The organism is Amycolatopsis alkalitolerans (assembly GCF_006152065.1).
Classification (GTDB): domain Bacteria; phylum Actinomycetota; class Actinomycetes; order Mycobacteriales; family Pseudonocardiaceae; genus Amycolatopsis_E; species Amycolatopsis_E alkalitolerans.
Window position 1 is genome coordinate 1 of sequence record NZ_VDFW01000051.1, and the last position, 25,744, is coordinate 25,744.

The following is a 25,744-nucleotide window of genomic DNA, read 5'->3' on the forward strand; positions in this document are numbered from 1 at the left end:
TACACAACCACCATCACCGTCCAGATCCTTGACGGTTGACGACCTACCAAGACCACTAACTACGCGGCATTGGGGTTAAGGGGCTTGAGCTGCGCGGCGGTCTTGAGGTTGCGCCAGGCTTCGGCGACCCGGCATGGGACGGTGTGGGTGGCGGGATGCCGCGCTTGTGCCGTGAGTTGGGGTTGCCGGGCCGCGTCGACGAGGGCGTCAAGGATCTCGGCGTAGCGGCGGGTGTCCATCGCTTCGGCCAGCGCATGTAGCGCGCGCCGGTTGCGCTCGGCCAGGTCGGTGGCGAGGACGGTGATCGCGTGCTTGTCCAGCGGGGCCAGCGGGTCGGCGTCGGCGGTGCGATGCAGCCGGGCGTGCAGCACCTCGGCATCTCAGGGTTCGCCGAGCACACCGCCGAGCACACCGCCCAGCCAGCGAACGTGATCGAGGCGGCGAATTCGGGGTCGACCAGGGGCGCGAAGACCCACAGGTCGTAGTCGAGCAGCCGGGCCACGGTTCGGCGCAGGGCATGTGTAACGACCTCGGCCCCCGTAGGCCGCTGCGAGAGCCCGCCGGGCGGGATGATGCCGGGCGGCTCCAACGCCTGCGGGCCCAGCGCCCGGATCGCGTTGGGCACGAACCCGCCACCGGTCGCGCCTGCCTCGATGAGCAGCGTCGCGGCGGCGTCACCGCTCGCCTTCCGTTCGATCTCCAGCTCGCGGAAATCGTCATCGGTCTCGCGGCCATCGCGGACCCTGACGGTGTCGTCGACCATCTCGGCCGGCGTCTCGCCGCCACGGTCGTGGACCTCCCACACGTCGCCGGTCGTGTGCAGGGACACCACCGGAACCAACTCGGCCGTGCGCAGCCACCCGGTGAGCAGCCGGGCCAGTTCGTGTGGGGGTTTGCCCGGCGCGCCGTCCGCGGTCAGCTCCTCCCGCACGTTAGGTCGCCGGCAACCGGCGAGTGCCCACCTGTGCGACCTCACCGCCACGGGGCGCGAGCGCGGCTGGCTCCGGCAGGACGGACTCGTCGTTCACCGAGAATTTCAGTTCCTCTTCCCGCATATCTGCGACGCTACGAGTGGGGGCCGCCGGACGTCAGCGGTCGAGCGGCCCGCTCAACACCTGACCGTGGTCCCTCCAACCGAAATCGGTGAAACCGCAAGCGACGGACGGCCCGTTCGACCCGGGTCGAACGGCCCTGACGGTGCGTGCCGCCACGTGGGGATCCTGACGCGGTGGACGGACACGGAACTGGCGGCCCACGACGTCGCCCCCGGTGATTGGGCACCGTGCGCACACTTGGAGGTCCAGACGATGACCGCTCTTGCGACCAAGACGGAGATTGTCGAGGAACTGGGCGAGTCGACGTTGCTGTTGCCGTTCCTGGTCAACCGTGGGCTGGTGGCTAACGAGCGTGCGAAATACCTGTTGAGTCTGTTGCAGGCGGCCAGAACGCGAGCCGACCACCCGGCGGAACCGTTCGCGGTGCTGCGTACGGAACGGCTTGCCGCCGGAGTGCGCGACCCGCGCTACGACGAGGTGGTCGCCAAGACCGAACGGGCGAGCGACGGCCGGTACCTGATCCCCGGAGCCGGGCGGATTCATGAGGAGCTGTTCGCCGCGATCAGGGAGATGCTGGCACCGCTGGCGGCGGCCGACGTCACCGCGCCGGACGCGTCGCGCCTGGCGGCGCTGGCGGCCGCGGCGCCCGACCTCACTGGCGACCTGCTGGCCGGTGAGTACGTCGACGGCATCACCTCGACCCGCCGCCAGGACGGGGACTCGCCGCATCTGCTGGTGATGGACGCCCACCGCGCGCTGAACCAGCTGCAGGCCCTGATCGCCACCGAGTCGGTCGACGGTGCGGCCTGTTACCAACTCGGCGATGGTGACCGTGAGCTGGTGGCCGCGTTCGTGGCCGGGGTCCACGAGACCGAGGCGTTGAAGTTCGACCATCCCGGCCTGGCGACGACGGCGACCCGGGCCGGTGATCGTCTGGTGATCCAGAACGAGCTGGGCACGACGAACGCGCACGTGGTGCTGCTGGCGGTCGAGGGGCTGGTGGCCACGCTGACCTACACCGACGTGCACGCGCGCAGGCTGCGGTTTTTCGAGTCCATGCTGGCCGGCTACGACATCGCCTGGTCCGACGTCCAGCGCCGGCAAGGCGGGGCGACCCTCGGCGAGCACCACGTCGCCGTCGGGCGATTCGTGGCGACGGACACCGCGGCGCTCGCGGCCTACCTGAGGCGGGTCGGATCGCGGTTGGTGTTCGTGCTGGACTGGAACCGGGCGCGTAAGCGGTTGACCCCGCTGCTCGGCCGGGACGACGCGATCGCCGTGCTGAGCTGGGCTGCCGAGGAGAATGCCGGGCATCTGGCGTGGCTGTCCCTTGGCGGTGAACGGCTGATCTACGACGCGGTCGAGGCCGCGGTCACGGTACCGGCGCGTTACGGGGAACCGCTGGTGGAGGTGCTCGGCCGGGAGGCCACCGTGGCGATCACGAAGTTCGCACTGCGGGCCGCGGCGCTGGGCCGGCTGGCCGGCAAGTCGACGCGACTGATCCACGACGAGGTGCGCGTCGAGGTCCGCAGGCACGTCCAGGCATCCCACCGCAGGCTGCTGGACACCAGCGCCGAGCACGCCAGCTTGATCGTCGAATGCGCGCAGGCGCTGCACGCGGCCTTGCTGCGGCTGGGCGCGCCAGGCGGCGTGGACTACCTGCGGCGAGCCGCGGGCCGGGCCGCCGGGTGGGAACACCAGGCCGACCAGTTCGTGCTGGTGCAGCGCCGGGATGCCCGGCGGGTTGAGGGTGGTGCGACCGTGGCGCAGCTGACGACCAGCGCCGACGACGCCATCGATTCCCTGGAGGAGGCGGTGTTCCAGCTGACCCTGGTGCCGCCGGGCGCGATCGGTGCGGTGCGGCCCCTGCTCGAACGGGTCGCGGCGGTGACGGTACGGGCCGCTCGGGAACACCTCAAGGCGGTCGAGCTCGCGCGGTCCGTCGTCGACGACGCCGAGCCGGAAGACCTGGAGGACTTCCTGCTGGCCATCGAGCGGGTCGGCACTTTGGAGCACGCTGCCGACTCGGCCGACCGGTCGACGCGGGCGGCGCTGGTCACCGACGCCCCCGAGTTCCGCAGCCTCTACGTCGCGGACGGCGTGTCACGGGCCATGGAAGAGGCCACCGACGCGTTGCTGCGCTCAGCGCTGCGGCTGCGCGACCATATTCTCGGTCTGGTGGCCAGCCGATGAGCCTGTTTCTCTTGGGCGCCAACGAATCCACCGAGCCCGATGCCGGGATCGTCGGCGCGAAAGCGGCCGGCCTGATGCGCATGATCGAGGCCGGACTGCCCATCCCGCCGGCGTTCGTGCTCGGCACCGCCCTGTGCGCGGACTACCACGCGCGCGGCGGATACCTCGGCGCGAACGTTCGCGAGCTGACCGCCCGCGGTATTCGCCATCTGGAACAACGCACTGGCCGGCGGTTCGGTGGCACCCGCAACCCGTTGCTGGTGTCTGTGCGCTCGGGTGCGCCGGTGTCGATGCCCGGCATGCTGGACACGGTTCTGGACGTCGGGCTGTGCGAGACGACGCTGCCGGGGTTGCTGCGCGCGACGGGTGATCCGGTCTTCGTGTGGGATTCCTTCCGGCGGTTGATCCAGTGTTACGCCGAGGTCGTCGACGCCAGCTCACCCGCCCCGTTCACCGAGCTGGTCGATGCCGCGATCCGGCGCCACGAGGTGCCCGCGGTGAACGAGCTTGACGTTGCCGCCCTGCGTGAGCTGACCGCCCGGATGCTCGATACCTACCGCGCTGTGGTGGGCAGGCCGTTTCCCCAGGACCCGACGGTGCAGCTGACCGGGGCGGTCGAGGGCGTGTTCCGGTCATGGAACACCGACAAGGCGGTGGCCTACCGCAGGATGGAGCGGCTGACCGGCCTTCCCGGCACGGCCGTCACCGTGCAGGCCATGGTGTTCGGCAATCGGGGGCTGGGGTCGGGCTCCGGCGTCGCCTTCACCCGCGATCCGGCCACCGGTGAGCGCCGCCTGTACCTGGACTTCCTGCTCGACGCACAAGGAGAGGACGTGGTCGCGGGCCGCGACCGCATCGACGACGGGGTGGCCGCCAACCTGACATCGGACCTCGCACGGCAGCTGGGCGAGGTCAGCGGCACCCTGGAAGAGAAGTTCACCGACGCACAGGATTTCGAGTTCACCGTCGAGGAGGGCAAGCTCTGGCTGTTGCAGACCCGCGACGCCAAACGCACACCCTGGGCGGCGCTGCGCATCGCCTGTGACCTGGTCGACGAGGGCGTGATTGACCGCGACACCGCCCTGGACCGGCTGGGTGGCTACGACCTGGACGACATCACCAGGCACCGCCTCGCTTCAGGGGTGGCGCGGCGGCCGCTCGGGCGCGCTGTCCCTGCCAGCGCCGGTGTCGCCAGCGGACCCATCGCGCTGGACGCGACCGCCGCGGCCGACCGTGCCCAGCGCGGTGAGCCGGCGATCCTCGTCCGGCCTGAGGCGTCCACCAATGACATGGCCGCCCTTGCGGTGTGCGGTGGCCTGCTCACCGCTCGCGGCGCGCGGACGTCGCACGCGGCCGTGGTCGCCCGCCAGCTCGGTGTCGTCAGCCTGGTCAACTGCACCGCCCTCACCATCGACGCCGCGGCCCGCACGGTGCGCATCGGCACCCGCGAACTCCGGGAGGGCGACCCGATCACCGTCGACGGCAGCGACGGCAGCGTCTACGCCGGCGCACTCGAACTCATCGAGGAACGCCCGACCGAATACGTCGACCGAATACGCGCGTGGCAGCACGACCACTCGGCCCAACACGAATAGCCGACGCTCGACCTGCGCCCGTATCGCGCGACGCTATGACCAGGCGTGGTCAGCGGTTGTACACGTCGAGGCCGAAGGTGTTCAGTCCGGTGCTGGCCGCGTACCCGAGGTGGGGTAGGCCGAACAGGTTCTCGATGCTGGCCAGCAGGCTGTAGTGGTTGTAGGGCCGGTCGTTCCAGCTGCCGGGCGCGGTGTACTTCGACAGCACGAGCGCACCGGTGCGGCCGCCGCCGAGGCCGGTGATCCCGGGCAGCGGGGTGTTCGGGCCGGGGCCCTCGCCGCAGCATGCGCTGGAGTCCGAGCCCGGGCCGTCCGACTCGTCGAAGGTGATCACGAGCATCCCGTCGCGGCCGAACGCGGGGGAGGAGGTGATCATCGGAACCCATTGGCGCAGCCAGGCATCGGCCGAGGCGAGGCCACCGGGTTCACCGTCGACACAGGGCGAATCGTGCGCGTCGTGGCACAGGTTCGGGGTGATGTAGGTGAGGTTCGCCGTGGTCTGCGGCGAGGCGAGGTCGCCGGGAAGTTTCGAGAGGTCGACGTCGTTCGCGCAGGCGGGGGTGTCGATGATGGAGTGGAAGTAGACGAACGGGTTGTGCCGCGCCGCGTACTGGTCGCCGACCGTGGCCTGTTGCGTGTCGTCGGCCGCGCCGATGGCCGGGTGACGGCAGGGTGTGCCCATGTCCTCCAGGTATCCCTTCCACGTGAGCCCGGCCGCGGTGAGCTGAGCGGGCAGGGTGGGTACCGCTGCGGGGTACACGCAGCCTTGCCCGACGGCCTGGCCCGGGGCGATGGTGCCGGTCTGGCGGAACTCGTCGTAGATCTGGCAGTCCGCCTGGGTTTCGAGGTTCGGCCCCTGGCCGGAGATCTGCGCGAGGTAGTTGTCCAGGCTGTTGTGCCCGATCCCGTAGTACTGCGTCAGCAGCACCCCCTGAGCCCGCAGGGTCTGGCTGAGGTAGGGGGCGGCCGAGCCGGGGCCCCAGGTTTCGTCGTATCCCTTGTTCTCCAGGTTGATCACGAACACGTGCCCGATCGGGGGCAGTGCGGCGGTGGCGCTCGCCGAGCCCGCCATGGCGAGGGATGCCGCGGCCAGTAGGGCGACGGCCAGGTATTTGAGCCTCATGACAGCGTCCATCCGTTGTCCAGCGCCAGGTTCTTCAGCGCGACCCATTGCTCGTAGTCGATGTACTGGCTGAGCGCGCACGGCAGCCCGACGACGTGTGGCACCGGCCACCGTGGCGCGGTCGGGTCCGGCGGGTCGGTGAAGTCGAGCACCTCCGCCAGGTTGCGCGCTCCCGCGTCGCGCACGGTCAGCGGCGGCAGGTTCCACCGCCACTCCACCATCTTGAGGATCGAGGTGTGGTCGTAGACGTCGTGCGCGACATGACCGCGCCGCGCGCGCGGCGAGATCACCAGGCACGGCACCCGGAACCCGCGCAGCCCCCAGTCGGGGTTGGCATCCGGCGCGACGGCGGGCGGCACGTGGTCGAAGAACCCGCCCCACTCGTCGTAGTTGATCACGAGCAGGGTGCGTTCCCAGGCCGGGCCGCCGGTCACCGCGCGGTACACCTGGTCCAGAAAGGACTGTCCGGCCCTGATGTCGGCGTGCGGGTGATCGTCGGCCGAGCTGCCGGAGTCCTCGTCGAGGAACTTCGGGTCCACAAAGGACAGGTGCGGCAGGGTGCCGGCCGCGCAGTCGGTGAGGAACTCGCCGTACGGGCGGCTGATCGGCAGGTACTTCGCACCCCACAGTGCGGTGAACGGCGTGTCGTAGAAGTAGTAGCGACCCTGCAGGCCCCCATCGGCGAGCCGGTCCCAGATCGTCGGCAGCGTCGAGATCGCGGTCGAGTTGTGGATCCGGTCGGTCTGCGCGGCGTGCTGGTAGAACCGGTTCGGGTAGGTCTCGGCCATGATCGCCGAGAAATAGTGGTCGCACACCGTCCAGTACGGCGCGGCCTGCCCGTAGAACGCCAGGTCCGGCTGCTGGTAGTAGCCGATGCTGAACACATCGTTGCTTCCGGCGCGCAGCCAGCCGTCGCACTTGCCGTCGTTGTACTCGACGCGCCCGCCCTCGAAGCTGTGGTCGGGGTCGGGATGCGCGCAGCCCTGGAAATCCTCGAGGTGATAGGTCCGGTGCGCGGCGCCGGCGGAGTCCACATAGGTCAGTCCGGCCTGCTTGCCGGTGGCGCCGGGCAGCCAGCCGAGGAAATGGTCGAACGACCGGTTCTCCATCATGACCACGACAATGTGGTCGATACCGGACGAGTCGGGCGATGGGAGCGATGAGGTCGCCGCCGACGCCTCGGCGCCAAGGGTCGTGGCGAACGCCGCCGAGGCCGCGCCGGCGAGGAACTGTCGTCGTGAAGCGGTCACCCGCCTGTTGTAGCCCACAGAGGTTACCGATGAGTATCACCCGGCGCGAATGTTCAACTCCCGGCAACCTACCGGTGCGGGCCGCGCCAGCGTGCGTGACGTTCGGCTCTGGCGGAGCCGCTACGGGGCTCGGACGATGGGGCCCGTGGGCGGATTCACGCGCGCGCTGCTTCGCGTCGTCAGGGGCGTGGGCGGGACGCGCCCCGGGGTTGTCGTGATCGGCCGGGTCGTCTCGCCGGTGCAGCGCTGGCTCTACCGCGCAACCCGCGGCCGGGTGTCGCTCACCGGCCAGGCACCAGTCCTGCTCATCACGACCACCGGGCGCCGCACCGGGAAGGAGCGGACGGTGCCGCTGCTGTACCTCCGCGATGGGGAGCGCTTCGTCGTCTGCAACGTCAATCCCGGCTTCGAGCGGCCGAATCCCTGGACGCTGAACCTTCGCGCCCACCCGCACGTGCACGTCCAGGTTGGCCGCGACACCTTTGATGTGCTGGCGCACGAGGCATCCGTGGACGAGCTCGACCGATACTGGCCGGACCTGACCCGGATCTGGCCCGCGTATCAGGCGTTCCACGACAAGGGTGGCGCACGATCCGTCTTCGTCCTCGAACGGACCGAACGCCGGTCCTGACTTCGGTTGTGGCACCAAATTAGGGTATGGGCCGTTCAACGAGCGGTACCGCCGCGGCGGCGGACCTTGCGCCACTTCGCCGGCAAGAAGGAGATCATCCGGCTGCTGCTCGCCCGGCGCGCCGTTTCCGGCGGGCGATGTCTTCGGCGCATCCGTAGGGTGCGCCGGTCCCGGTCTCGAGGTAGCTACGCAGGCTGGGTATGAAATGGTTCCAGCCCTGGGTGCACACCTCGATGCAGTCGAGTTCCGGCGTGAGTCCGTGGTGCCGGAACCTGATTTCGCACCGGTCGCTCCCTGCCGGCGTGACGGAGAAGGTGGGGCGGGTGCCGACCCAGTCCCGGAGGAAGTCGCAGTCGGTCACGACCCATCGCACCGCTGACGGTGTGGCTTCTTCGACGTGCATGACGCAGGGCTGGGGACCATCGAACCAGAATTTCAGCTCGCCCTCTGACTGGCCGGAGCCGGTGCACGTGGTCCACCAGGCCGAGAGTCCGTCGGTGGTGGTCAGCGCGGCGTGCACGGCAGTGCAGTCGGCGGCAACCCGGATGACCCGTTCGTAGTCGTTCATTTCTCGGTTCCTTCTCCACCTTTTTGGTCGCGGGAGCGTTGAGCGGTCTCGGCGATCGCCTTGATGCGCCGGAGCCGGAGGTCCCAGGCCCGGCTCACCCTGGCGACCTGGGCGCAGGCCCTGGCGAACTGGTCCGGGTTCACCGCGTACCTCATCTCACGGCCGACCGGCTCGGGACTGACCAGACCGTTGCGTTCAAGGATGGCCAGGTGCTTGGCGACTGCTTGCCGGGTTACCGGCAGTTCGCGGCTCAGGCCGCTGGCTGTGCCGGGACCCCGGGTGAGAAGGAGGTCGAGCACCCTGAGCCTGGTCGGGTCGCCGATCGCGGCCCACAGGGCCTCGTCGATGTCGGAAGCCATCATGGTCGCCCGGCGGTGCGCTGCCCGACGTACTTTTCGAGCCTGCCGAGAAGCGATATCCAGCCTTCGCTGTGGTCGTTGTAGTAGTTCTCGAGGAGGGCAGCGTCCCAACCCAGTTCCCGCATGCCGGCCTCGGTTACCGTCAGCAGCGTGCCGTCGCCTTGCGGCGCGAGGTCGAAGGTCACGAGGAGCGAGTTCTCCGGGGTCAGCGTGGCGCCGACCGGCGGGATCTCCGGCGCGGGCGGGGCCATCCAGCGGAAGCTGAATTTCACCCCAGGCACCGCCTCAACGACCGTGATCGGTACCTCGACCCGGCGCTCCGGCGCGCCGAAGGCAAAGTGGCCCCTGCTGCCCGAGACGGTCTCGTACTCGGCCTCATCGACGTACCAGCCGGCGATGTGCTCGGGGCTGCTCACCACCTCGTACACCACAGCCGGCGAAGCGTCGACGAATACCGACTGCTCGATCGATCCGAACTCCATCCCGTCCTCCTCTTTTGCAACGATTGGTTGCATAGTAGCCGCCGTGGTGCCGTTGTGCAACCAGTCGTTGCGGTCCTGGCCGTCCACGAGGGCACGGCCACCGAGGCGGGTCAGGGTCTCCCCGCGCCTGGTGCCGGCGCCGGGAAGGCCACGACCTGCCCGCTGGGTTGCGACTCGGGTCCGCCCCAGGTCTGGCCGACGACGAACAGGTGCGGGTCGTCCCCGCGGCTGAGGGTGCAGGCGAACGCGCCGCGATCCAGGTCGACGGTATCCAGCACCTCGCCGCCCTCGCGCACGCGAGCGCAGTGCTGGTTGCCGACGTCGGCGTACCAGACCGCGCCCTCGGCGTCCATGCAGATTCCGTCTGGGTGGTCGTCCGGTGTCTCCGCCCACACGCGCCGGTCGCCGAGGGCACCGTCGCTGCCGATGTCGTAGGCGGTGAGCCGGTTCGCGTACGACTCGGCGACGACCAGCGTCGTACCGTCTGGGCTGATCGCCATGCCGTTGGGGAACGCGAGGTCGCCGGCCAGTTGACGGACGTGGCCCTCCGGCGTGACGAGCACGATCAGACCGGGCGCGAACTCACCGCCGGGAAAGTCGAAGCCGATGGTGTTGACGTAGGCGTTGCCGCGGTCGTCGACCACGATGTCGTTCCACGGCTTCTCCGAGACCCCGGAAAGGTCGGCATGCTGGACCAGCGACCCGTCAGGCTCGCGGCGCAACAGCCGTCGTTGTGCCGAGTCCACGACGAGCAGGCGCCCGTCCGGCAGGAAGTCGATGCACATCGGGAACGACGGGACCGTGACCACCACCCGGTGAGTGCCGTCGGTGTCCAGCGCGATCACCTGGTTCGCGCCCCAGTCGGAGAACCAGACCCGCCCGTCGTGCCAGCGCGGTGACTCGCCGAACACGACGCCTTCCATCAGGACTTTTGGTGTGCTCACGGCATTTCCCTTCCGCTTGGTATACGGATGGACCCGGCCGGGCGCCGGAACTCATCGAACGTGCCCCTTGCTGGGCTATCCTTACGGCGTTATGGCTCTGCTGGGCGGTCTGGTTCATGTAGCAGCCCTGCTCGCGGTGATCGCGCTGGCCATCGGACTGGGGCGAGTGGTGGCCGCCTGGCTGCGGCAGCCCGAGGTCATCGGCGAGATCACCGTAGGTCTGGCCATCGGGCCGCTGGCGTTCTGGTTGCTCGGGCCCGCCCGGTTCGCTTCGGCGCTGCCCGGTTCGCTGCTGCACGGTCTCACGTTGCTCGCCCAAGCCGCGCTCGGGCTGTTCCTGGTGGGGCTGACGCACGAACTGCGGGCCGACCGGGTCGGCAAGTCGGCCAAGGCGGTCGGCTGGACCGTCGCCGGTTCGCTGGTGCCCGCGTCGGTGGCAGGTGTCCTCCTGGCCGGCTACGTGCTGGGTACCGGCTATCCCGCGGTGCGCGGCACCGCGCCGGCGGTGTCGCTGGTGTTGATGCTGGCGGTGTCCATGTCGATCACCGCGGTGCCGGTGCTGGCCAGGATCCTGGCCGACCGCGGCATGGCCGGGACCGCGGTGGGCAGGCTGGCCTTCGGCTCGTCGATCGTGATCGACGCCATCTGCTGGCTGGTGCTCCCCGTGGCGGTGGGCCTGTCCGACGGGCGGTTGGACCGGTTCCTCCTGTCGATCGCGGTGCTCGCCGGCGGCGTGGTGGTGGCTCTGGCCATCCGGGCCGTGCTGCGAGCGCCAGCGGTGGACCAGTGGATGAGCGGGAAACCGCGGCTGACCGTGATCGTGATCGGCGGGCTTGCTCTCGGCATGGCGACCACCCTGGAGTGGCTGGGCCTGACGGTGGTCGTCGGGGCGGTGCTCGCCGGTCTGGCGGTACCCACCGGGCCCGGCAGGCACTGGTCCGCCGCGATGGGCCGGGTCACCACGGCGGGATACCGGCTGGTGCCGGTCTTCTTCGTGGTCACCGGCGTCACCGTGTTCACCAAGAGCTTCGGCGTGGTACCGATCATGCTGATCGTGCTCGCCGTGCTGCTCGGTACGGCGAGCAAGGTGGCCGGAGGCTACTTCGGCGCGCGGATCGGCGGTCAGAACCGCTGGGACAGCCTGCGGATCGGCGCGTTGATGAACTCTCGGGGCCTGACGGAGTTGATCGTGCTCCAGGCGGGTTACAGCGCGGGCATCCTCACCGCGCCGCTGTATCTGGCGCTGGTGGTGATGGCGCTGGTGACCACCGCCCTCACCGGGCCGATGCTGCACCTCACCGATCTAGCGGAACTGCGCCGCCGCCCCGCGGCCGACCGGCACGCTGGTCGTTGAGCGGGGGAGCGGCCGCGGCGCCGACCGCCCGGCGCCGGCGCAGGCCGGTCCGGCTGCTGCCCATCGCAAGCCGTGCTTGACTCCGGCAAAATGATCAATGATAATTGAGTCAATGGATATTGAGTGGCCTTCTTCGATGGTGGTGCGGGCCGAGGTGCACGCGGCCTTGGGTGAGCCCGCGCGGCTGGCGATCGTCGATCGGCTACTGCTCGGGGACGCCTCGCCGAGCGAGATCGGCCGCGAGCTGGGTTTGCCGAGCAATCTGCTGGCGCATCACCTGAAGTTGCTGGAGCAGGCCGGACTCCTGGAGCGGTCCCGGTCCGAGGGTGATCATCGGCGTACCTACCTGCGGCTGAAGCCGGGCGCGCTGGCGAACCTGGCGCCGGTGGGCGCACGAACGGCGCCGCGCGTGCTGTTCGTGTGCACCTACAACTCCGCTCGCTCGCAGCTTGCGGCCGCGCTGTGGCGGCGCCGGAGCACGGTGCCGGTGGCGTCCGCGGGCACCCGGCCAGCCGGGCGGGTGCACCCTCGTGCGCTGGCTGTCGCCCGGGCTCATGGCCTGTCGCTGGCGCGGTCCCGCCCCACGCATGTCCGTGACGTGCTGCGGCCGGACGATCTGGTCGTCGCGGTGTGCGACAACGCGCACGAGGCCCTCGGCGCGACGGACCGGTTGCATTGGTCGGTTCCCGATCCCGCTCGTGTCGATACCGACGATGCCTTCGAGGGCGTCCTGCGCGAGCTCACCGGCCGGATCGACCGGCTGGCTCCCGCCATCCACGACTCTGGAGAGACACGATGACCGGCACCCCGCCCGACCTCGCCCTCAGCGTCGACCAGCAACTGGCCCTGCGCACCGCCGCGGCCAACCTGCGGCGCGAGTTCGATGGGATCTTCGGCACGGAGACCATCGAGCGGTTCCTGCGCTCCAGCTACGACCAGTTCGCGGCCACCAGCACCGTCGCGAACTACCTGCCCCTGCTGGCCGAACGGTTTGCGCGGCAACGGCTCCGTGCCCTGGCCAAAGTCGAGGGTGCGGAGCAAGGCGGGCTGCCGGTCGTGCTCTTTCTGTGTGTGCACAATGCCGGGCGCAGCCAGATGGCGCTGGGCTTTTTCCAGCACCTCGCCGGTGATCGCGCGACGGCCTGGTCGGGCGGTTCCGAGCCGCGGTCGGAGATCAACCCGGCCGCGATCGCCGCGATGGCCGAGCGCGGGGTGGACATCTCCAAGGAATTCCCCAAGCCGTGGACCGAGGAGATCGTGCGGGCCGCGGATGTGGTGATCACGATGGGCTGCGGGGACGCCTGCCCGGTCTTCCCGGGCAAGCGCTATCTGGACTGGGAACTCGACGATCCCGCCGGTAAGGACGTGGCCGATGTGCGGCCCATCCGCGACGAGATCGAACGCCGGGTCCGGCAGCTCCTCGACGATCTCGGCGTTGCCGCGCGCGCCTGATCGAGCTCACCGCCTGCTCCGCGTGGCCGACACACGAGCCGCGCGAGGCCGGGCTGATCAGCGGCGAGCGGCGGGACGGGTGGGTGTGCGCCGGACGTCGCCAGCACACCGCTCGCGGCCGCCGCCACCGACACCACCGCGCCCGCCCGCAACGGCGACACGCACGGGTTGTCGACGTGGATGACGCCTCGTTCGCCAGCAGCTCGTGGCCGTGCATCGGAATGCCAGGACGGGTGCGCTCACGGGAAGTGGCCGGCGAACAGGAGCTGGGCGACGTGGCTGTCGGTGTCGCGACCGTCCTCCTCGCCGCCGTGTCCGCGGAGTTCGTTCATCACCGCGAGGGTGTACCGCTGGCCGGGGCCGACCCAGCCGACCGTGTTCATGACCCAGCCGTTGTCCTCCGGCCCCCAGCCATCCTTGTTGCCGGGGTTCGCCGCGGGACCGGCCGCCCACACGCCCCACCTCTGGTCCGGGTCGACGGCGGAGAGCTGGCCGACGATGTACTGCCGGGTGTCCGCCGGCAACTTGTCGAGCACGTAGTTGACCAGCCGGTCCAGGTCGTTCGGGGTGCATTTCTGGAAGCCCCAGTACGGGAACGTCTTGCTGTACCCGCGCTGCGGCACCAGCGAGGTCATGCCGTAGCCGGCGAAGTCCCGGTTGAACGCCATCTTGTCCGGGCCCGCGAACTCGGACCAGAGCGAGTCGGCGGCGTTGTCGTCGGAGCTGTGCAGCATCCGCTGGATCAGCGAGCGGTCGGCCGGGGTGAGGCTGATCTTCCCGGCGCGGTCCCGGAGGAACAGGTCCACGGCCATCGCCAGTTTGATCGTCGACTCGGTCCACATCGGCGTGTCGGTGGCCCCGGTCCGCCACACCGCCCCGGTCTGCCGGTCGTGCACGACCACGCCGACAACACCGGGCCGGGTCGCCAGGTACGCCTGCACGGTCGCGAACCTCCGCTGCAGGTCACAGTCGAAACCGGCGACCACAACCGGACAGGCCGACGGCGGTGGCGCGGATTGACCGGAAGGCGTGCCCGGACTGGGGGAACCGGTCACCGGCGACGGGCTGATCGACGCGCCGCCCGCACTGGTCGCCATCCCGCAGCCGGCGATCCCGGACGTCACGGTCAGCACCGTCACCAGGATCGCCCACCGCCACATACCGCCGCGCCTGGCCGTGGCGCCTCGCATCGGTGTCCTCGGTCGAGTCATCCGCCGCAGGCTAACCGACACCCGGGCCCGGATCGTCCCCGGTGGCCGAGCTCCGCTATCGACACGGTGGCCGGGCGTTCGCGCCTCGCGAATCCCTCGGCCTCGCGCGTGGTCGCCAGTCCGGTCGGATCACGTTCACCGACCAGATGCCCGTACGCGGCAACCGGTTCGTCACCCGCGGCCCGGACAAGCTCGACGGCACCGCTGGGCAGGCTCACGGGCAGGGCGTGAGCGGCCCGGACCCGGACAGTGATCACGTGGCCAGGGCGGGTGAAATCCTCGGCCGCCGCGGCCGGATCGGCCAGCCGCCGCAACGTGGCCGCCCTGGCCGAGGCCGAGATCCCCGTTCCCGTGCCCACCGCGTCCACGGAGATCCCGAACTCGAAATCCGGGAAATGCAGGTCCCGGGCAGGGCTGACGGGGATCCTTAGCCGGTCCGGCACCTGCGGAGGCATCGCCGCGCAGAGGAAACCGGAGGTATGCCGCACCAGAAAGGCCACCGTCGACGGCTCGGTCGTCCCGGCGGACAGCACCAGTGCCGCGACGTCCGTCGCCGTGTCGGTCAACACGACCGGCTCGGACCGGCCGAGTGCCGCGACAGCGGCACCAACCCGTGGGACCACGTCAATCACGGGTACTGCCCAGGTAATCGGCAAGACGACGGGATAGCCCGGGCCTCGTCAGCAACGAGACCAGGGCCGCCATGTCCGCGGCGTCGTCGGCATCGGAGATCACCGACGTCCGCGCCAGAATCGCCGCGCCCGAAGGCGAGTCGACGGTATCGGTCGCCGCCAGGATCCGCTCCGTCTCCGCCTGCTGTTGCTCGCACGCGACGACGGCGGTGCCAAGCCCCAACTGGACCGCGGTCGCGGCGTCGACGTCCGATGAGTTCAGGAGAATGTCGCGGGCGGCGCGGGTTCCGACGAGCGCGGCGAGGTGCCGGGTGCCGAGCGCCACACCGAATCGAAAGCCCGGGAATCGCACCGTGGTCCGGGGATCGAGCAGCCGGTACGCGCACGCAGCGACGATGTCCGCCCCTGCCCCGATTGCGTTGCCGCCCACGCAGGCCACGGTGATGAAGGGCGCTCGGCGGAGCCGCTGGAGGAGCTGTTCGATGCGGATGAATCGCCGCAGCAGGTCACCCTCGCTGCTGTCGAGGACGCCGGACATGTCGAAACCCGCGCTGAAGTGCCGGCCCGCTCCCCGGAGCACGAGGGCCCGGGGTGCCCTGGCCTGCCGCCGTCTCGACTGCGGTCAGCAGACGTTCGACCGTGGCCTCATCAAGGGCGTTCGCTCGCCGTGGCCGGTCGATGGTGACCGTGACGACGTCGCCGGACCGTTCGACGCGCACCTCGTCCGCACTCCGGGTCTCAACGCTCGTGGTCATCGAGCCACTCCTTCGCGACCTCGTCGTCGTGTTCGCCGAGCAGCGGGGGCGGGCGCAGGGGCGCGGCGTGTCCCGTGATCGGGACCGGGAAGGTGATCGTGCTGGTCGTGACCCCGTTGGGCAGCTCGAGGGGCTTGACCAGGCCCATCGCTGCGACCTGCGGGTCGGTGAGGATCTCGGAAAAGGTGTTGATCGGGGCGCACGGCACCCCGGCGTCTTCGAACGCGGCCAGCCAGGACGCCGCGTCCCTGTCCAGGAACGGCCGGGCGAGCAGTTTGGTGAGCTTGTCCTGGTTGCGGGCGCGCAGTTCCTGCGTTCGGAACCGCGGATCGTCCGTCAACCGGGGCAGGCCCACGACCGCGCAGAACCTCCGCCACAGGTCCTCGTTTCCCGCGGCAACGACGAAGCCCTTGTCCGACGCGCGGAAGGCCCGGTAGGGCGCGTTTCGGGGATGCGCCGAGCCGAGCCGCCGCGGGTCGCGGCCGGTGCCGAAGTACTCGCTGGTCTGGAGGGCGGCGATGGCGAGCAGTGCGCCCAGCATCGAGCAGTCGATACGACCGCCACGCCCGGTGCGCTGAGCCCGGTGCACGGCGGCCGTGATCGTGTACGCGGCGTAGAGCCCGGCAACGAAGTCGCCCACCGGAACGCCGCATTTGACAGGTTCACCGTGCTCCTCGCCGGTGACGCTCATGAGCCCGGACACCGCCTGCACGGTGAGGTCGAAAGCACCGCGCCGGGCATACGGCTCGGTCTGCCCGTAGCCGGAGATCGAACAGTAGACGATCTTCGGGTTGCCCTCGGCGAGCACCTCGTAGCCGAGTCCAAGGCGATCGAGCGTGCCGGCGCGGAAGTTCTCCACGACGACGTCGGCGGCGCGGGCGAGTTCGAGAACTCTGGCCTTGTCGCCCGCGGACTTCAGGTCGACGGCGATGCTTCGCTTGTTCCGGTTGACGGACGCGAAATTGCCGCTGTAACGCACCGGGGCATCCGGTTCGCCCATCAGGGGTGGCCACAGCCGCATGCCGTCACCGTCACCGTCACCGGCCCGCTCTACCTTGACTTGACGACGTCGGCGCCCAGGTCGGCGAGCAGCGAACCGGCGAACGACCGGCCGCGATCTGGCCGAACTCCAGCACGCGCAGCCCCGGTAGCGGTGCGTCCGGCGACCGGTCCATCAGGCGACCGCCTTCCGCAGGCCGAACCAGCCTTGCTCGATCATGACGTGGGTGAGTGAAAGCGCCAGCGTGGCGTCCGTGCCCGGACGCACCCGCAGCCAGTGATGTGCCTTGCCGGCCAGCCCGGCCCGCCGCGGATCGACGACCACGAGCCGCGCGCCGCGGGCGACCGCGGCGACCGTGCTGGTGGCGTGCGCGAGCCGCGAGATCGACGGGTTGTAGCCCCAGTACAGGATGCAGCCGGCCTGCTCGAGATCCGGCACGAACGCGCCCGGCACCGGCATACCGTAGGTGTAGGTCGGGGCGAGGTACCGGCCCCAGCCGCACGATTCCATATAGCCGCACAGGTTCGGGCTGCCGAAGGCGCGCCGCAGCCGGGTCACCCAGTCCACCGAGTCCGACATCGCCGACGTCGACGGCGAAGCGGTGCCGAACGCCACGCACTCGGGCCCGGATTCGCGGGCGAGCGTGGTGAGCCGCTCCGCGATGGTGTCGAGCGCCTCGTCCCAGCTGATCCGCTGCCAGCCCGGGTCCGGTGCGCCCTTGGGGTTGGTGCGCTTGAGCGGATGCAGCACCCGGTCCCGGTGGTACACCAGCTCGGGCGCGGCCTTGCCCTTCACACACAACGCGTGCCCGGTCGGATGGTCCGGCGCCGGTTCGAGCGCGACCAGCGTCCCGTCCCGGACCGTGGCAGTGGCACCGCAACGAGACACGCACAGCGCGCAGAAGGTCGACACCTGCCGGGTGCTGCCAGAATGCCCCAGGGACGCCGTCGTACCCATGTCAGGAAGTCGCGTTTCACTCGCACGCGTTACCTGTCGTGGACCCTCGAATGTTCTCCCTGGCCTGAGCAAGCCCCGTGGCCCAGGTGCCGGTCGGGCTACTACTGGGCATCGCTGACGGGCTGCGCGTCTCGCTCGGTATCGCGGGGGTGTTCGCGTTCCTCGCCGCCGGCACCCCAAATCCGCCAGGTCACGAGGCATCAGCGCGGCCGGAGTTGAGGGTCTCCCGCACGAGGGGGGCGACGTCGTGGCCGAAGCGGACGACCTGGTCCACAGTCTGCTGCTCGGGCCAGAACACGAACGCGGTGTAGGGCTGCTCGAGCGCGAGGCGCGCCAGCAGCGTCGCCCACTGGTCGGCGGTGCCGCGTACCGGGGCGGAGCCGTGCTCGGTGTGGCTGTCGCCGGGCCGGTCGGTGATTTCGCCGACCAGCTGGGCGATCCGCCGGATATCACGCGGGCGGCGGCCGGCCGCGGTGGCGGCCTGGTCGAGGATCGCGTTCGCCTCGGGCCACTTCTCGTACGGGAGGTAGGACGCGATGGGTGCGGCCCAGCCGTCCGCGAGGCGCCCGGTCAGCGCCAGCGCTTTCGGGCCCTGCGCGCCGGTCCAGATGCCGATCGGGTGCGCGGGTGCGGGGCCCGGCCGCGCACCGTCCACCGCATAGAAGACGCCCCGCTGCCGGATCGCGGGCCCGCTACCCCACACCGCACGCAGGATCGCGATGGCCTCCTCCAGCGCGGTGTTGGCTTCCTCGCGGGAGCGGCGCGGCACACCCATCCTGGTGATGGCATCCCAATACCCACCCGCACCGACAGCCAGTTCGAACCGGCCACCGGAGACGATGTCCAGCGCCGCCGCCGATTTCGCCAGCATCACCGGCGGGCGTAGCGGCAGGTTCACCACATCCGGGAACACGCTGATCCGGCTCGTGACCGCCAGCACCTGCCCGGCCAGCACCAGCGTATCCAGGTAATCCGGCACATACGGATGATCCTGGATACCCAGCAACCGCAATCCGCTTTCCTCCGCGGCCACCGCGATCTCCCGGTGGAACCCGATGTCGAGGGTCGGTACGAGGGAGAACCCGAACGCCAGATCCGTCATAGCACCACACTCAGCCCTTCAGAGTCGGGTTATCGGTGTACCCACGATGGTCTCCACCGTAGAAGGTCGCGGGGTCGGGCGCGTGGTACGGACCGCGCCAGCCGTCGTGGGCCGCGCGGGTGCCGTTCGGCACCGATACCCGACCACTCGTTCAACGCCTGTTGCCGGGGCTCCTGGACGTCGACGAGACTCGATCGGAGCGCTGATTTTCGGAGAGCGAGTCTTGACGCGGTTCGTTCTCGAAATCGCGCGGGCCACGTCGCCCGGTCGTCGGGCGCAGTCAACGCGAGGAGAGAAGTATGAAGTGGGAAACGCCGGAGGCCACGGTCGTCGAGGTGTGCGCAGAGGTCACCGGTTACTTCTACCGGGGCTGATGGTCGGGACTACGCCTGTGGTGGTGCAAGGCTCCGGATTCGGCAAGCGGATCGCGCCGGGGCCCTGCGCCAACCGCCAGGCCCGCCGGACGGGTGATCGGTAGTGTCCACCGCGAAATTCACAGTCAACCGTTACCAGGCCTTGGCCGCCGTGAGCCAGGGCAAGATCTGTTACAACAACGGGCTTCTCGAGCCCGCACCCGGCTATGACTGGGTGACGGGCGAGACCTCCCAGATGACAGACGATCTGCGGCATGCCCTCCGTGACCTGTGGGCCGCGGATCTGATCGACATCGACACGCACCACCTGTTCGAACGAGGCCACCAGGTGCGGATCACCACGAGGGGATATCCCACACTGCGCGCGTGGTCCGTTCTCGCCCGTCGCGAGTACGCGGCGTAGCGAAGAACGCCAGGGTAGGGCAGCGGCGAGGCTGCGGCCGACGAGTGGGTGTGTGATCACCCGGGCAACTGGCAACACTTTCGGCGGCTCGTCTCGGGCCCGCGCAGCGATAAGGAGGTCGCGATGGCCGGGCAAGTGCCGCCGCTGGAAATCGCGCTGAGTACGACCAACGGCCATGAGCTCGCGGGCGAACAGTCGTTCGCCGCCAGGGCAAGGACGGTCACGCGGGCCTGGGAGAGCTTCGCCGGCGGCGCCGACATCGTGGAGGGCGTGCGGCCGTCGATCCTGGCGTCGTGGTACCGGTGCCGCGATCAGTACGAAGTGGACTCATCGCTGCTCCGCGCGCCGGGCGCCCCCGACTACCATGATTACCGGATCGAGCACGACGCGATCTTCACCAACCTCGGCGGGTTCGCCGCACTGGGCGGTCAGGAAGTCGAGACGGACGGCGGCGTCGTCACGGTCACGGACGGGGTGGGGCGCATCCTCGGCGCGTGGGGAGATCCCACCGCGCGGCGCCGGGCCGACGCGAGCAACCTCTCGCCCTGGTCGTCCTGGTCGGAGCGGTCCACCGGTACGAACGGCATGGGGACGTCCTTCGAGGTGTCCGGCCCGGTTACCGTCACGGGACCCGAGCACTGGTGCGAAGGCTTGCACCAGTGGGCATGCGCCGGCATCGCGATTCGTGACGTGGTCACCGGGGTACCGATCGCGTCGATCAATGTTTCGCGGTGGGGAGCACTACTGCCCGATCAGGTTTCGACCTGGCTGAGCAATGTCGCGGCGAACGTGGAGAAGGAGATCTACCGGCGCGCGATGGCGGAAGCCAAGAGCGTGGTCTCGGCGTTCAAACGCGAGTGTGTCGAGACGAACGCTCCAGTACTGGCCATTGACCGGGGCGGGCAGGTGATCGCCGCCAACGAGCCGGCTACCTCCATGCTGGGGGTACCGGACACGGTCCCGGTGGGTCGTGGTGCCATCGAGCCGGCAAAGCGCTGGTTGCCGGACGTTCCGGAGCTGGCCAAAGTGGTGACCTGGGCGGCCGGCCGGGCGTTGCAGCGTCCACAGTGGAGCGGATACGCCTGGATCGCCGTTCCGTCGGGCGAGAACTCGATGCCGGTCACGCTGCGCCCCATCATCGTGTCGAACCACGTGGTCGGCATGTTCTGCATCTTCGGGTTGGAGGAGGGCGAGCCCTACGACGGACCGCCGGAAACGCCGTCGTCGTCCATGCCGCCGCGGGTGATCGGTATGCGCAACGATCGGCTGGTGCTGCTCGCGCCGTCGGAGATCCGTTATGCCGAGGCCGATCGCCATATCGTGTGGTTGACCACCGATCGAGGCCGGTTCCAAGCCGCCACGCGAGGATTGGAGAACGTCGACCGGTCGCTGGCATCGTACGGCTTCCGCCGCGTGCACCGGCGTTTCCTGGTTAACATGCGCCGGGTCGCCGAGCTGGAGCGGGGCACGAACGGCGAGCTCTTCCTCATCACGGACCCCCGCCACCCCGAACTCGTGCCCGTGTCGCGGCGGCAAGCTCCCGAGATCCGGCGAATGCTCGGCTTGTGATCGCCGGACCGATTTCGGCAAGCCCACTGCCCCGCTGGTGTTTCGTGATCTTGTTGTCTTTGCGCGCGGGTGTGTTTGCTTGCCAGGGCACTGAGTTGGCCCTTGGCGTCGCTGAGTTGGCTCGGGGAGTTATCGAGTTGGCCGGCCGCTGTCGCCGGAGGCAAAGTCAGCGACCGGACCAGCCAACTCGACACCGCAGCGGGCAAACTCGGCGAATAGGTTGGGAGTACGAAGTTCTGTCCGAGCAGCACCAGGTAGAGGAGAGTGGCGCGGGATGACCCTCGGTCCAGACGACGCGGCGATCAGCGACGCACGCGCGCTGCTGGCGCGGCACCCGGTCGTGGACGGCCACAACGACCTCCCGTGGGCCCTGCGCGAACAGGTCGGGTACGACCTCGATCGCCGCGACATCGCCACGGACCAGTCGCAGACTCTGCACACAGACCTCGATCGGCTGCGCGCCGGGGGCGTCGGTGCACAGTTCTGGTCCGTGTACGTGCGCGCCGATCTCAGTGGTGACAGTGCGGTCAGCGCGACACTCGAACAGATCGACTGTGTGCGCTCCCTGATCGCCCGCTACCCGCAGGCGTTGCGGGCCGCGTTCACGGCCGAGGACGTCGAGTCTGCTCGCGAGCAGGGTGTTATCGCTTCGCTGATGGGTGCCGAGGGTGGTCACTCCATCGCGTGTTCGCTGGCAACGCTTCGTGCTCTGTACGCGCTGGGCGTGCGGTATATGACGCTGACGCACAACAAGAACGTCCCGTGGGCCGATTCGGCGACGGATACGCCTGCCGCGGGTGGGCTGACGCCGTTCGGTGAGGAGGTGGTCCGGGAGATGAACCGGCTCGGGATGCTGGTCGACCTCTCACACACTTCCGCGGACACGATGCGCGACGCGCTGCGGGTGAGCCGGTCCCCGGTGGTGTTTTCCCATTCGTCGGCCCGGGCGGTGTGCGACCATCCGCGCAATGTTCCTGACGACGTGCTCGCCCAGTTGCCCGCCAACGGGGGTGTGGCGATGGCGACCTTCGTACCCGCGTTTGTACTGTCCGAAGTGGGCGAGTGGAATCGCGCCGCAGACGAGAACATGCGTGCCCACGGATTCGACCGCCTCGAAACGAGCGCGGAGGCGGCGGCCGTGCGACGCGAGTTCGAGGCTGCCCACCCTCGCCCGCGCGCCACGGTGTCCACTGTGGCCGATCACCTTGACCACATGCGCCAGATCGCCGGCATCGACCACATCGGTCTTGGCGGCGACTTCGACGGGACCACCGACACCACCTCGGGCCTCGACGACGTGTCCGGCTATCCGCGCCTGATCGCCGAACTGCTCGACCGGGGCTGGTCGGAGCCTGACATCGCGAAGCTGACGTGGTCGAACGCCGTGCGCGTCTTGCGGGATGGGCAGCGAGTGGCCGTCGAGTTCAGTCGCACCGAGCGGCCATCCATCGCCACCATGGCCGAACTCGACAGCGCGGTATGACGGGTTCCCCCATGGTGGGCGGTCACCCGACGAGCTGGGGAAGCGGTAGGCCGAGGACGTCGGCGGTGTTGTCGGCGTTGCCGACCACGACCTCGTGGGCAATGCCGACGAACAGGCCGTTTTCGATGACGCCCGGGATCTGGTTGAACTGCATGGCCAGGGTTGCCGGATTGCCGATGCCGCCCAGGTCGACGTCGAGGATGTAGTTGCCGCTGTCGGTGATCACCGGGTTGCCGTCGCGGGTGCGGCGTTCGATGGCGAGGTCGTCGTATCCGAAGCTGGTGAGCAGGTCGTGGATGAGACCGCGGCAGCTGAGCCAGCCGAACGGAAGGACTTCGATGGGCAGCGGGAATGCGCCGAGCCGGTCGACGATCTTGGCATCGTCGGCGACGATGACGACGCGCCGGGACGCCCGCGCGACGATCTTCTCCCACAGCAGGCAGGCACCGCCGCCCTTGATCATGTCGCCGTGCCGGTCGATCTCGTCCGCGCCGTCGACGGTGAGGTCGAGTTCCGGGAACGCATCGAGATCAGCGAGCGGGATGCCGAGTTCGAGTGCGAGATCGCGGGTCGCGGTCGAGGTGGGCACACCGACGACGTCGAGCCCGTCGCGGACCCGTTCGGCAAGCGCGCGGACGAACCAGTGCGCGGTCGTGCCGGACCCCAGGCCGAGTTTCATCCCCCCGGTGCAGTAGCGCTCCGCAGCCTTGACGCCGGCGGCGCGCTTGGCGCGGTCGAGGCCGGTTTTCGGTTCCATGGAAGGGGCCTTTCACAGGTCACGCGGTGGCGACCTGGTCGAGGGGAATCCCCGGGTCGGCGAGGCGGTCCGGGTGGACAGGGCGGCCGGCACGGATGAGGGCTTTGATCGGGCCGGTGACGTCCCAGATGTTGACGTTCATCCCGGCCCGGACGCGGTTGTTCTTCAGCCAGAAGGCGATGAACTCGCGGCCGGGCAGGTCGCCGCGGAACACTACGCGGTCGTGGCCGTCGATGGTGCCGAGGAATTCCATGCCGAGGTCGTACTGGTCGGTGTAGAAGTAGGGCAGTTCGTCGTAGGCCTCGTCCTTGTCGAGCATGCTTGCGGCGGCCGCCGCAGGCTGCTTGAGTGCGCTCGCCCAGTGCTCGACGCGCAGGTGGCGGCCCAGCAGCGGGTGGTAGACGCTGGCGACGTCCCCGGCGGCAAAGATGTCCGGGTCGCTGGTGCGCAGGTTCGCGTCGACCACCACTCCGTTGTCGACGCGTAGCCCGCACGCTTCGGCGAGGCCGGTGTTGGGCACGGCGCCAATGCCCGCGACGACGGCGTCGGCCTCGAGCACGCTGCCGTCGGCGAGCCTGACCCGTGTGCCCTGCCCGTCGTTGCCGACGTGTTCGACCTGGATGCCGAGGCGCAGGTCGACGCCGTGCTGACGGTGCAGATCGGCGAAGACGGTGGCAACGTCGCGGCCGAGTGCGGGCAGCAGTGGCAGCTCGAGTGCCTCGACGACCGTGGCGGCAAGCCCGGCCTGGCGGGCGGCGGCCGCGGCTTCCAGCCCGATCCAGCCACCGCCGACGACGATCAGGCTGGCGGCGGTAGTGAACAGCCGCTTGAGCCGGTCGGAGTCTTCGATGCGGCGCAGGTAGTGGACGCCGGCGGTATCAGGCAGCAGGCGGGGGCTGGCACCAGTGGCCAGGAGAAGCTTGTCGTAACCGAGGCCGGCGCCGTCCGACAGCTCGACCCGGCGCGAGGTCCGGTCGATGCGGGTCGCGCGGATGCCCGTGCGAAGCTCGACCCGCTGGTCGGAATACCACTCCGCATCGTGGACGTACAGACTGTCGCGGGCCGCGTTGCCGACCAGATAGTCCTTTGACAGCGGCGGGCGCTCGTACGGCAGCTGCTCCTCGTCCCCGACGATCGTGACCTGTCCGTTGAACCCCTTGGCGCGCAACGATTCGGCCGTTTTTGCTCCGGCCAGGCCGGCACCGATGATGACGAACCTCGGCGAGGTCACGGGTGAACTCCTTTGCGATGAGGCCGGGGATGCCGGGCACCGGGTGGGCGGCCAAGAGCGGCGCCCACCCGGTGCGCGGTCAGCGCAGCACCGGACGGCCCAGCGGCAGCGGCTTGCCGCCCGTCGCCGCGGACAGCGCGCCGAGGAACATGTAGGCCCCGACCGCGGTGAACGAGAACACGACGTACCCGCCCACGGTGGTGGCAGCCGTGGAGCCGTTCACCGTGCCGTACAGCACAACGGCGAGCGCGAGGTCGATCAAGGTGAACAGCAGCGTGAACACGGCGGGCAGCCGCAGGGTGCCCAGCGTCAGCAGGACGATCGTGATCAACCAGGCGATCAGGAACAGGCCTTGGGTGGCGACTGCCGCGCTCGCGGAGATGCCGAACCAGTTGTGCGTCAGGCCGAGCACGAGTGCCCCGTAGCTGAGCCAGAATCCGGCGAAGACACCGAACACGGAGGCGACGGCGTTCTGGCCCAGTGAGGCGGCCCACACCGCGGCGACAAGCTGGCCAAGGCCGGTGGCGGGCAGAATGATCGCGATCGAGGCGCCGACGGCGCTGGCGGGGACATATCCGGTCAGCACCAAGCCGAGTGCGGTCGCGCCGACTACGAAGGTAGGTACGCCGATCAGGGCGGGGTCGCCCTCGGGCGCGGATCGGGCAGGGGCTTCGGTGGCAACGGCAGCGGTCATCGTTTACTCCTCGTTGAGCTCTGAATGATCCTCGCGGCGAGGCGTTCCGCGGCAACGCCGTCACCGCGGTCGTGCTCGACTGTCCCGTCCACCTCGCCCGTTGAATTCTCTGCAGGAGACAGTCGCCGTGTCCGGCAGCTCAGCCGGTCCTGGGCCACATTCCGGACAGCTCAGGATGGTCGTCGTCGATCAGGCGATGGGCCAAGGCGATCGCCTCGTTCGGATCGATCTGGTCAAAGTCGGAATGGTTCAGGGCGATACCCTCGAAGACGGTCGCCAGTTCGTCCGCGGCGGCCGGGGACAGGGTGGTATCCCGGCGGCACTGCACGTAGCGCAACCGCAGTATTCCCGCGGCCTGCAGCAGCAAGGAGCAGTAGGCGCTGGGTTCACCCGTCGCCCGAGCGGATCGGGTGCCCGACTCGTTACGTTCCATGCCGACTTCCTTTCTCTCGTCAGGTCCCGCTGTGTGCCGAGCCGGTGCCGGGCACACAGCGGGCTGATCGGGTTAGGCGGTGGCGCGTTTTTTGAGTTCCCTGGCGGCTGCGGCGGGGTCGGTGGCGTTGTAGATCG

The 25,744-nt window shown here is 69.5% G+C and carries 26 protein-coding genes and 1 pseudogene; 9 read left to right on the plus strand and 18 right to left on the minus strand.

The features are described 5' to 3' along the window. Nucleotides 1-59 precede the first annotated feature (59 nt). Both FG385_RS32325 and FG385_RS35375 read right to left on the minus strand, forming a co-directional pair. Complete coding sequence (locus FG385_RS32325; RefSeq protein WP_139100612.1) at nucleotides 60-371, minus strand: CHAD domain-containing protein; 312 nt, start codon at nucleotides 369-371, stop codon at nucleotides 60-62. A 561-nt stretch (nucleotides 372-932) separates the two neighbouring features. After that, nucleotides 933-1,055, minus strand: a complete 123-nt coding sequence (locus tag FG385_RS35375) for a hypothetical protein (protein ID WP_268815968.1) — start codon at nucleotides 1,053-1,055, stop codon at nucleotides 933-935. 252 nt (nucleotides 1,056-1,307) lie between these two features. Between FG385_RS35375 and FG385_RS32330 the strand changes: the two genes are divergently transcribed. Together FG385_RS32330 and FG385_RS32335 are read left to right on the plus strand one after the other, a co-directional pair. After that, nucleotides 1,308-3,248 (plus strand): hypothetical protein, encoded by a 1,941-nt coding sequence (locus FG385_RS32330; RefSeq protein ID WP_139100613.1) that lies wholly within the window; start codon nucleotides 1,308-1,310, stop codon nucleotides 3,246-3,248. Then, on the plus strand, nucleotides 3,245-4,843 hold the full coding sequence (locus FG385_RS32335; RefSeq protein WP_139100614.1) for a PEP/pyruvate-binding domain-containing protein: 1,599 nt from the start codon (nucleotides 3,245-3,247) through the stop codon (nucleotides 4,841-4,843). The genes FG385_RS32330 and FG385_RS32335 overlap by 4 nt, the downstream gene beginning before the upstream one ends. A 49-nt stretch (nucleotides 4,844-4,892) precedes the next feature. On the opposite strand, the gene FG385_RS32340 is transcribed toward FG385_RS32335, so the two are convergent. Both FG385_RS32340 and FG385_RS32345 read right to left on the minus strand, forming a co-directional pair. Continuing rightward, nucleotides 4,893-5,966, minus strand: a complete 1,074-nt coding sequence (locus tag FG385_RS32340; protein WP_139100615.1) for an alkaline phosphatase family protein — start codon at nucleotides 5,964-5,966, stop codon at nucleotides 4,893-4,895. Further along, nucleotides 5,963-7,216: an alkaline phosphatase family protein gene (locus FG385_RS32345; RefSeq protein ID WP_139100616.1), complete on the minus strand. Its 1,254-nt coding sequence runs from the start codon at nucleotides 7,214-7,216 to the stop codon at nucleotides 5,963-5,965. Before FG385_RS32345 ends, FG385_RS32340 begins: the two co-directional genes overlap by 4 nt. Before the next feature lie 145 nt (nucleotides 7,217-7,361). On the opposite strand from FG385_RS32345, the gene FG385_RS32350 reads away from it, so the two are divergent. Further along, nucleotides 7,362-7,847 (plus strand): nitroreductase/quinone reductase family protein, encoded by a 486-nt coding sequence (locus tag FG385_RS32350; RefSeq protein WP_160148943.1) that lies wholly within the window; start codon nucleotides 7,362-7,364, stop codon nucleotides 7,845-7,847. 94 nt (nucleotides 7,848-7,941) lie between these two features. On the opposite strand, the gene FG385_RS32355 is transcribed toward FG385_RS32350, so the two are convergent. The 4 genes from FG385_RS32355 to FG385_RS32370 are packed head-to-tail and all read right to left on the minus strand — an operon-like array spanning nucleotide 7,942 to nucleotide 10,200. Further along, nucleotides 7,942-8,415, minus strand: coding sequence for an SRPBCC family protein (locus tag FG385_RS32355; protein WP_139100618.1), 474 nt, complete (start codon nucleotides 8,413-8,415; stop codon nucleotides 7,942-7,944). Next, nucleotides 8,412-8,774 (minus strand): ArsR/SmtB family transcription factor, encoded by a 363-nt coding sequence (locus FG385_RS32360; protein ID WP_139100633.1) that lies wholly within the window; start codon nucleotides 8,772-8,774, stop codon nucleotides 8,412-8,414. Before FG385_RS32360 ends, FG385_RS32355 begins: the two co-directional genes overlap by 4 nt. Further along, nucleotides 8,774-9,343, minus strand: coding sequence for an SRPBCC domain-containing protein (locus tag FG385_RS32365; RefSeq protein ID WP_235022929.1), 570 nt, complete (start codon nucleotides 9,341-9,343; stop codon nucleotides 8,774-8,776). Before FG385_RS32365 ends, FG385_RS32360 begins: the two co-directional genes overlap by 1 nt. A 23-nt stretch (nucleotides 9,344-9,366) precedes the next feature. Beyond that, a complete protein-coding gene (locus tag FG385_RS32370) occupies nucleotides 9,367-10,200 on the minus strand; it encodes an SMP-30/gluconolactonase/LRE family protein (RefSeq protein WP_200834761.1) in 834 nt (277 codons plus the stop codon). Nucleotides 10,201-10,291: 91 nt separating this feature from the next. On the opposite strand from FG385_RS32370, the gene FG385_RS32375 reads away from it, so the two are divergent. From FG385_RS32375 to FG385_RS32385, 3 genes are all read left to right on the plus strand, one after another. Beyond that, nucleotides 10,292-11,554, plus strand: a complete 1,263-nt coding sequence (locus tag FG385_RS32375) for a cation:proton antiporter (RefSeq protein ID WP_139100619.1) — start codon at nucleotides 10,292-10,294, stop codon at nucleotides 11,552-11,554. A 112-nt stretch (nucleotides 11,555-11,666) separates the two neighbouring features. Then, nucleotides 11,667-12,353, plus strand: a complete 687-nt coding sequence (locus FG385_RS32380; protein ID WP_139100620.1) for an arsenate reductase/protein-tyrosine-phosphatase family protein — start codon at nucleotides 11,667-11,669, stop codon at nucleotides 12,351-12,353. Further along, the gene (locus FG385_RS32385; protein ID WP_139100621.1) at nucleotides 12,350-13,006 is read left to right on the plus strand and encodes an arsenate reductase ArsC; all 657 of its coding nucleotides are present in this window, start codon (nucleotides 12,350-12,352) and stop codon (nucleotides 13,004-13,006) included. The genes FG385_RS32380 and FG385_RS32385 overlap by 4 nt, the downstream gene beginning before the upstream one ends. 239 nt (nucleotides 13,007-13,245) lie before the next feature. On the opposite strand, the gene FG385_RS32390 is transcribed toward FG385_RS32385, so the two are convergent. From FG385_RS32390 to FG385_RS32415, 6 genes and pseudogenes are all read right to left on the minus strand, one after another. Then, entirely contained in the window at nucleotides 13,246-14,217 is a 972-nt protein-coding gene (locus FG385_RS32390; RefSeq protein WP_235022930.1) for a class A beta-lactamase-related serine hydrolase, read from the minus strand. After that, complete coding sequence (locus FG385_RS32395) at nucleotides 14,214-14,849, minus strand: 3,4-dihydroxy-2-butanone-4-phosphate synthase (protein WP_160148944.1); 636 nt, start codon at nucleotides 14,847-14,849, stop codon at nucleotides 14,214-14,216. Before FG385_RS32395 ends, FG385_RS32390 begins: the two co-directional genes overlap by 4 nt. Beyond that, nucleotides 14,842-15,444, minus strand: a pseudogene (locus tag FG385_RS32400) (enoyl-CoA hydratase/isomerase family protein); the annotation flags it as partial. The pseudogene FG385_RS32400 and the gene FG385_RS32395, both read right to left, overlap by 8 nt. A 143-nt stretch (nucleotides 15,445-15,587) precedes the next feature. Beyond that, the gene (locus tag FG385_RS32405) at nucleotides 15,588-16,625 is read right to left on the minus strand and encodes a CaiB/BaiF CoA transferase family protein (RefSeq protein ID WP_200834762.1); all 1,038 of its coding nucleotides are present in this window, start codon (nucleotides 16,623-16,625) and stop codon (nucleotides 15,588-15,590) included. Nucleotides 16,626-16,778: 153 nt separating this feature from the next. Next, the gene (locus FG385_RS32410) at nucleotides 16,779-17,561 is read right to left on the minus strand and encodes a molybdopterin-dependent oxidoreductase (protein ID WP_139100624.1); all 783 of its coding nucleotides are present in this window, start codon (nucleotides 17,559-17,561) and stop codon (nucleotides 16,779-16,781) included. A gap of 190 nt (nucleotides 17,562-17,751) precedes the next feature. Next, complete coding sequence (locus tag FG385_RS32415) at nucleotides 17,752-18,663, minus strand: LLM class flavin-dependent oxidoreductase (RefSeq protein WP_139100625.1); 912 nt, start codon at nucleotides 18,661-18,663, stop codon at nucleotides 17,752-17,754. A gap of 477 nt (nucleotides 18,664-19,140) precedes the next feature. On the opposite strand from FG385_RS32415, the gene FG385_RS32425 reads away from it, so the two are divergent. The 3 genes from FG385_RS32425 to FG385_RS32435 all read left to right on the plus strand — a co-directional run bounded on the left by FG385_RS32425 (nucleotide 19,141) and on the right by FG385_RS32435 (nucleotide 22,492). Beyond that, nucleotides 19,141-19,440 carry a hypothetical protein gene (locus FG385_RS32425; protein ID WP_139100626.1) on the plus strand — a complete coding sequence of 100 codons (300 nt, stop codon included), beginning with the start codon at nucleotides 19,141-19,143 and terminating at the stop codon, nucleotides 19,438-19,440. A gap of 123 nt (nucleotides 19,441-19,563) precedes the next feature. Further along, the gene (locus tag FG385_RS32430) at nucleotides 19,564-21,009 is read left to right on the plus strand and encodes a DNA-binding protein (RefSeq protein WP_139100627.1); all 1,446 of its coding nucleotides are present in this window, start codon (nucleotides 19,564-19,566) and stop codon (nucleotides 21,007-21,009) included. A gap of 274 nt (nucleotides 21,010-21,283) precedes the next feature. Next, complete coding sequence (locus tag FG385_RS32435; RefSeq protein WP_139100628.1) at nucleotides 21,284-22,492, plus strand: dipeptidase; 1,209 nt, start codon at nucleotides 21,284-21,286, stop codon at nucleotides 22,490-22,492. Nucleotides 22,493-22,514: 22 nt separating this feature from the next. Here the strand turns inward: FG385_RS32435 and rpiA are convergent, their stop codons facing one another. The 4 genes from rpiA to FG385_RS32455 form a co-directional block, all read right to left on the minus strand. Next, nucleotides 22,515-23,249: a ribose-5-phosphate isomerase RpiA gene (gene rpiA, locus FG385_RS32440; RefSeq protein ID WP_139100629.1), complete on the minus strand. Its 735-nt coding sequence runs from the start codon at nucleotides 23,247-23,249 to the stop codon at nucleotides 22,515-22,517. A gap of 19 nt (nucleotides 23,250-23,268) precedes the next feature. After that, complete coding sequence (locus FG385_RS32445) at nucleotides 23,269-24,480, minus strand: NAD(P)/FAD-dependent oxidoreductase (protein ID WP_139100630.1); 1,212 nt, start codon at nucleotides 24,478-24,480, stop codon at nucleotides 23,269-23,271. Between the two features lie 79 nt (nucleotides 24,481-24,559). After that, nucleotides 24,560-25,174: a GPR1/FUN34/YaaH family transporter gene (locus FG385_RS32450; protein ID WP_139100631.1), complete on the minus strand. Its 615-nt coding sequence runs from the start codon at nucleotides 25,172-25,174 to the stop codon at nucleotides 24,560-24,562. A gap of 139 nt (nucleotides 25,175-25,313) precedes the next feature. Next, a complete protein-coding gene (locus FG385_RS32455) occupies nucleotides 25,314-25,607 on the minus strand; it encodes a hypothetical protein (protein ID WP_139100632.1) in 294 nt (97 codons plus the stop codon). Between the last annotated feature and the right edge of the window lie 137 nt (nucleotides 25,608-25,744).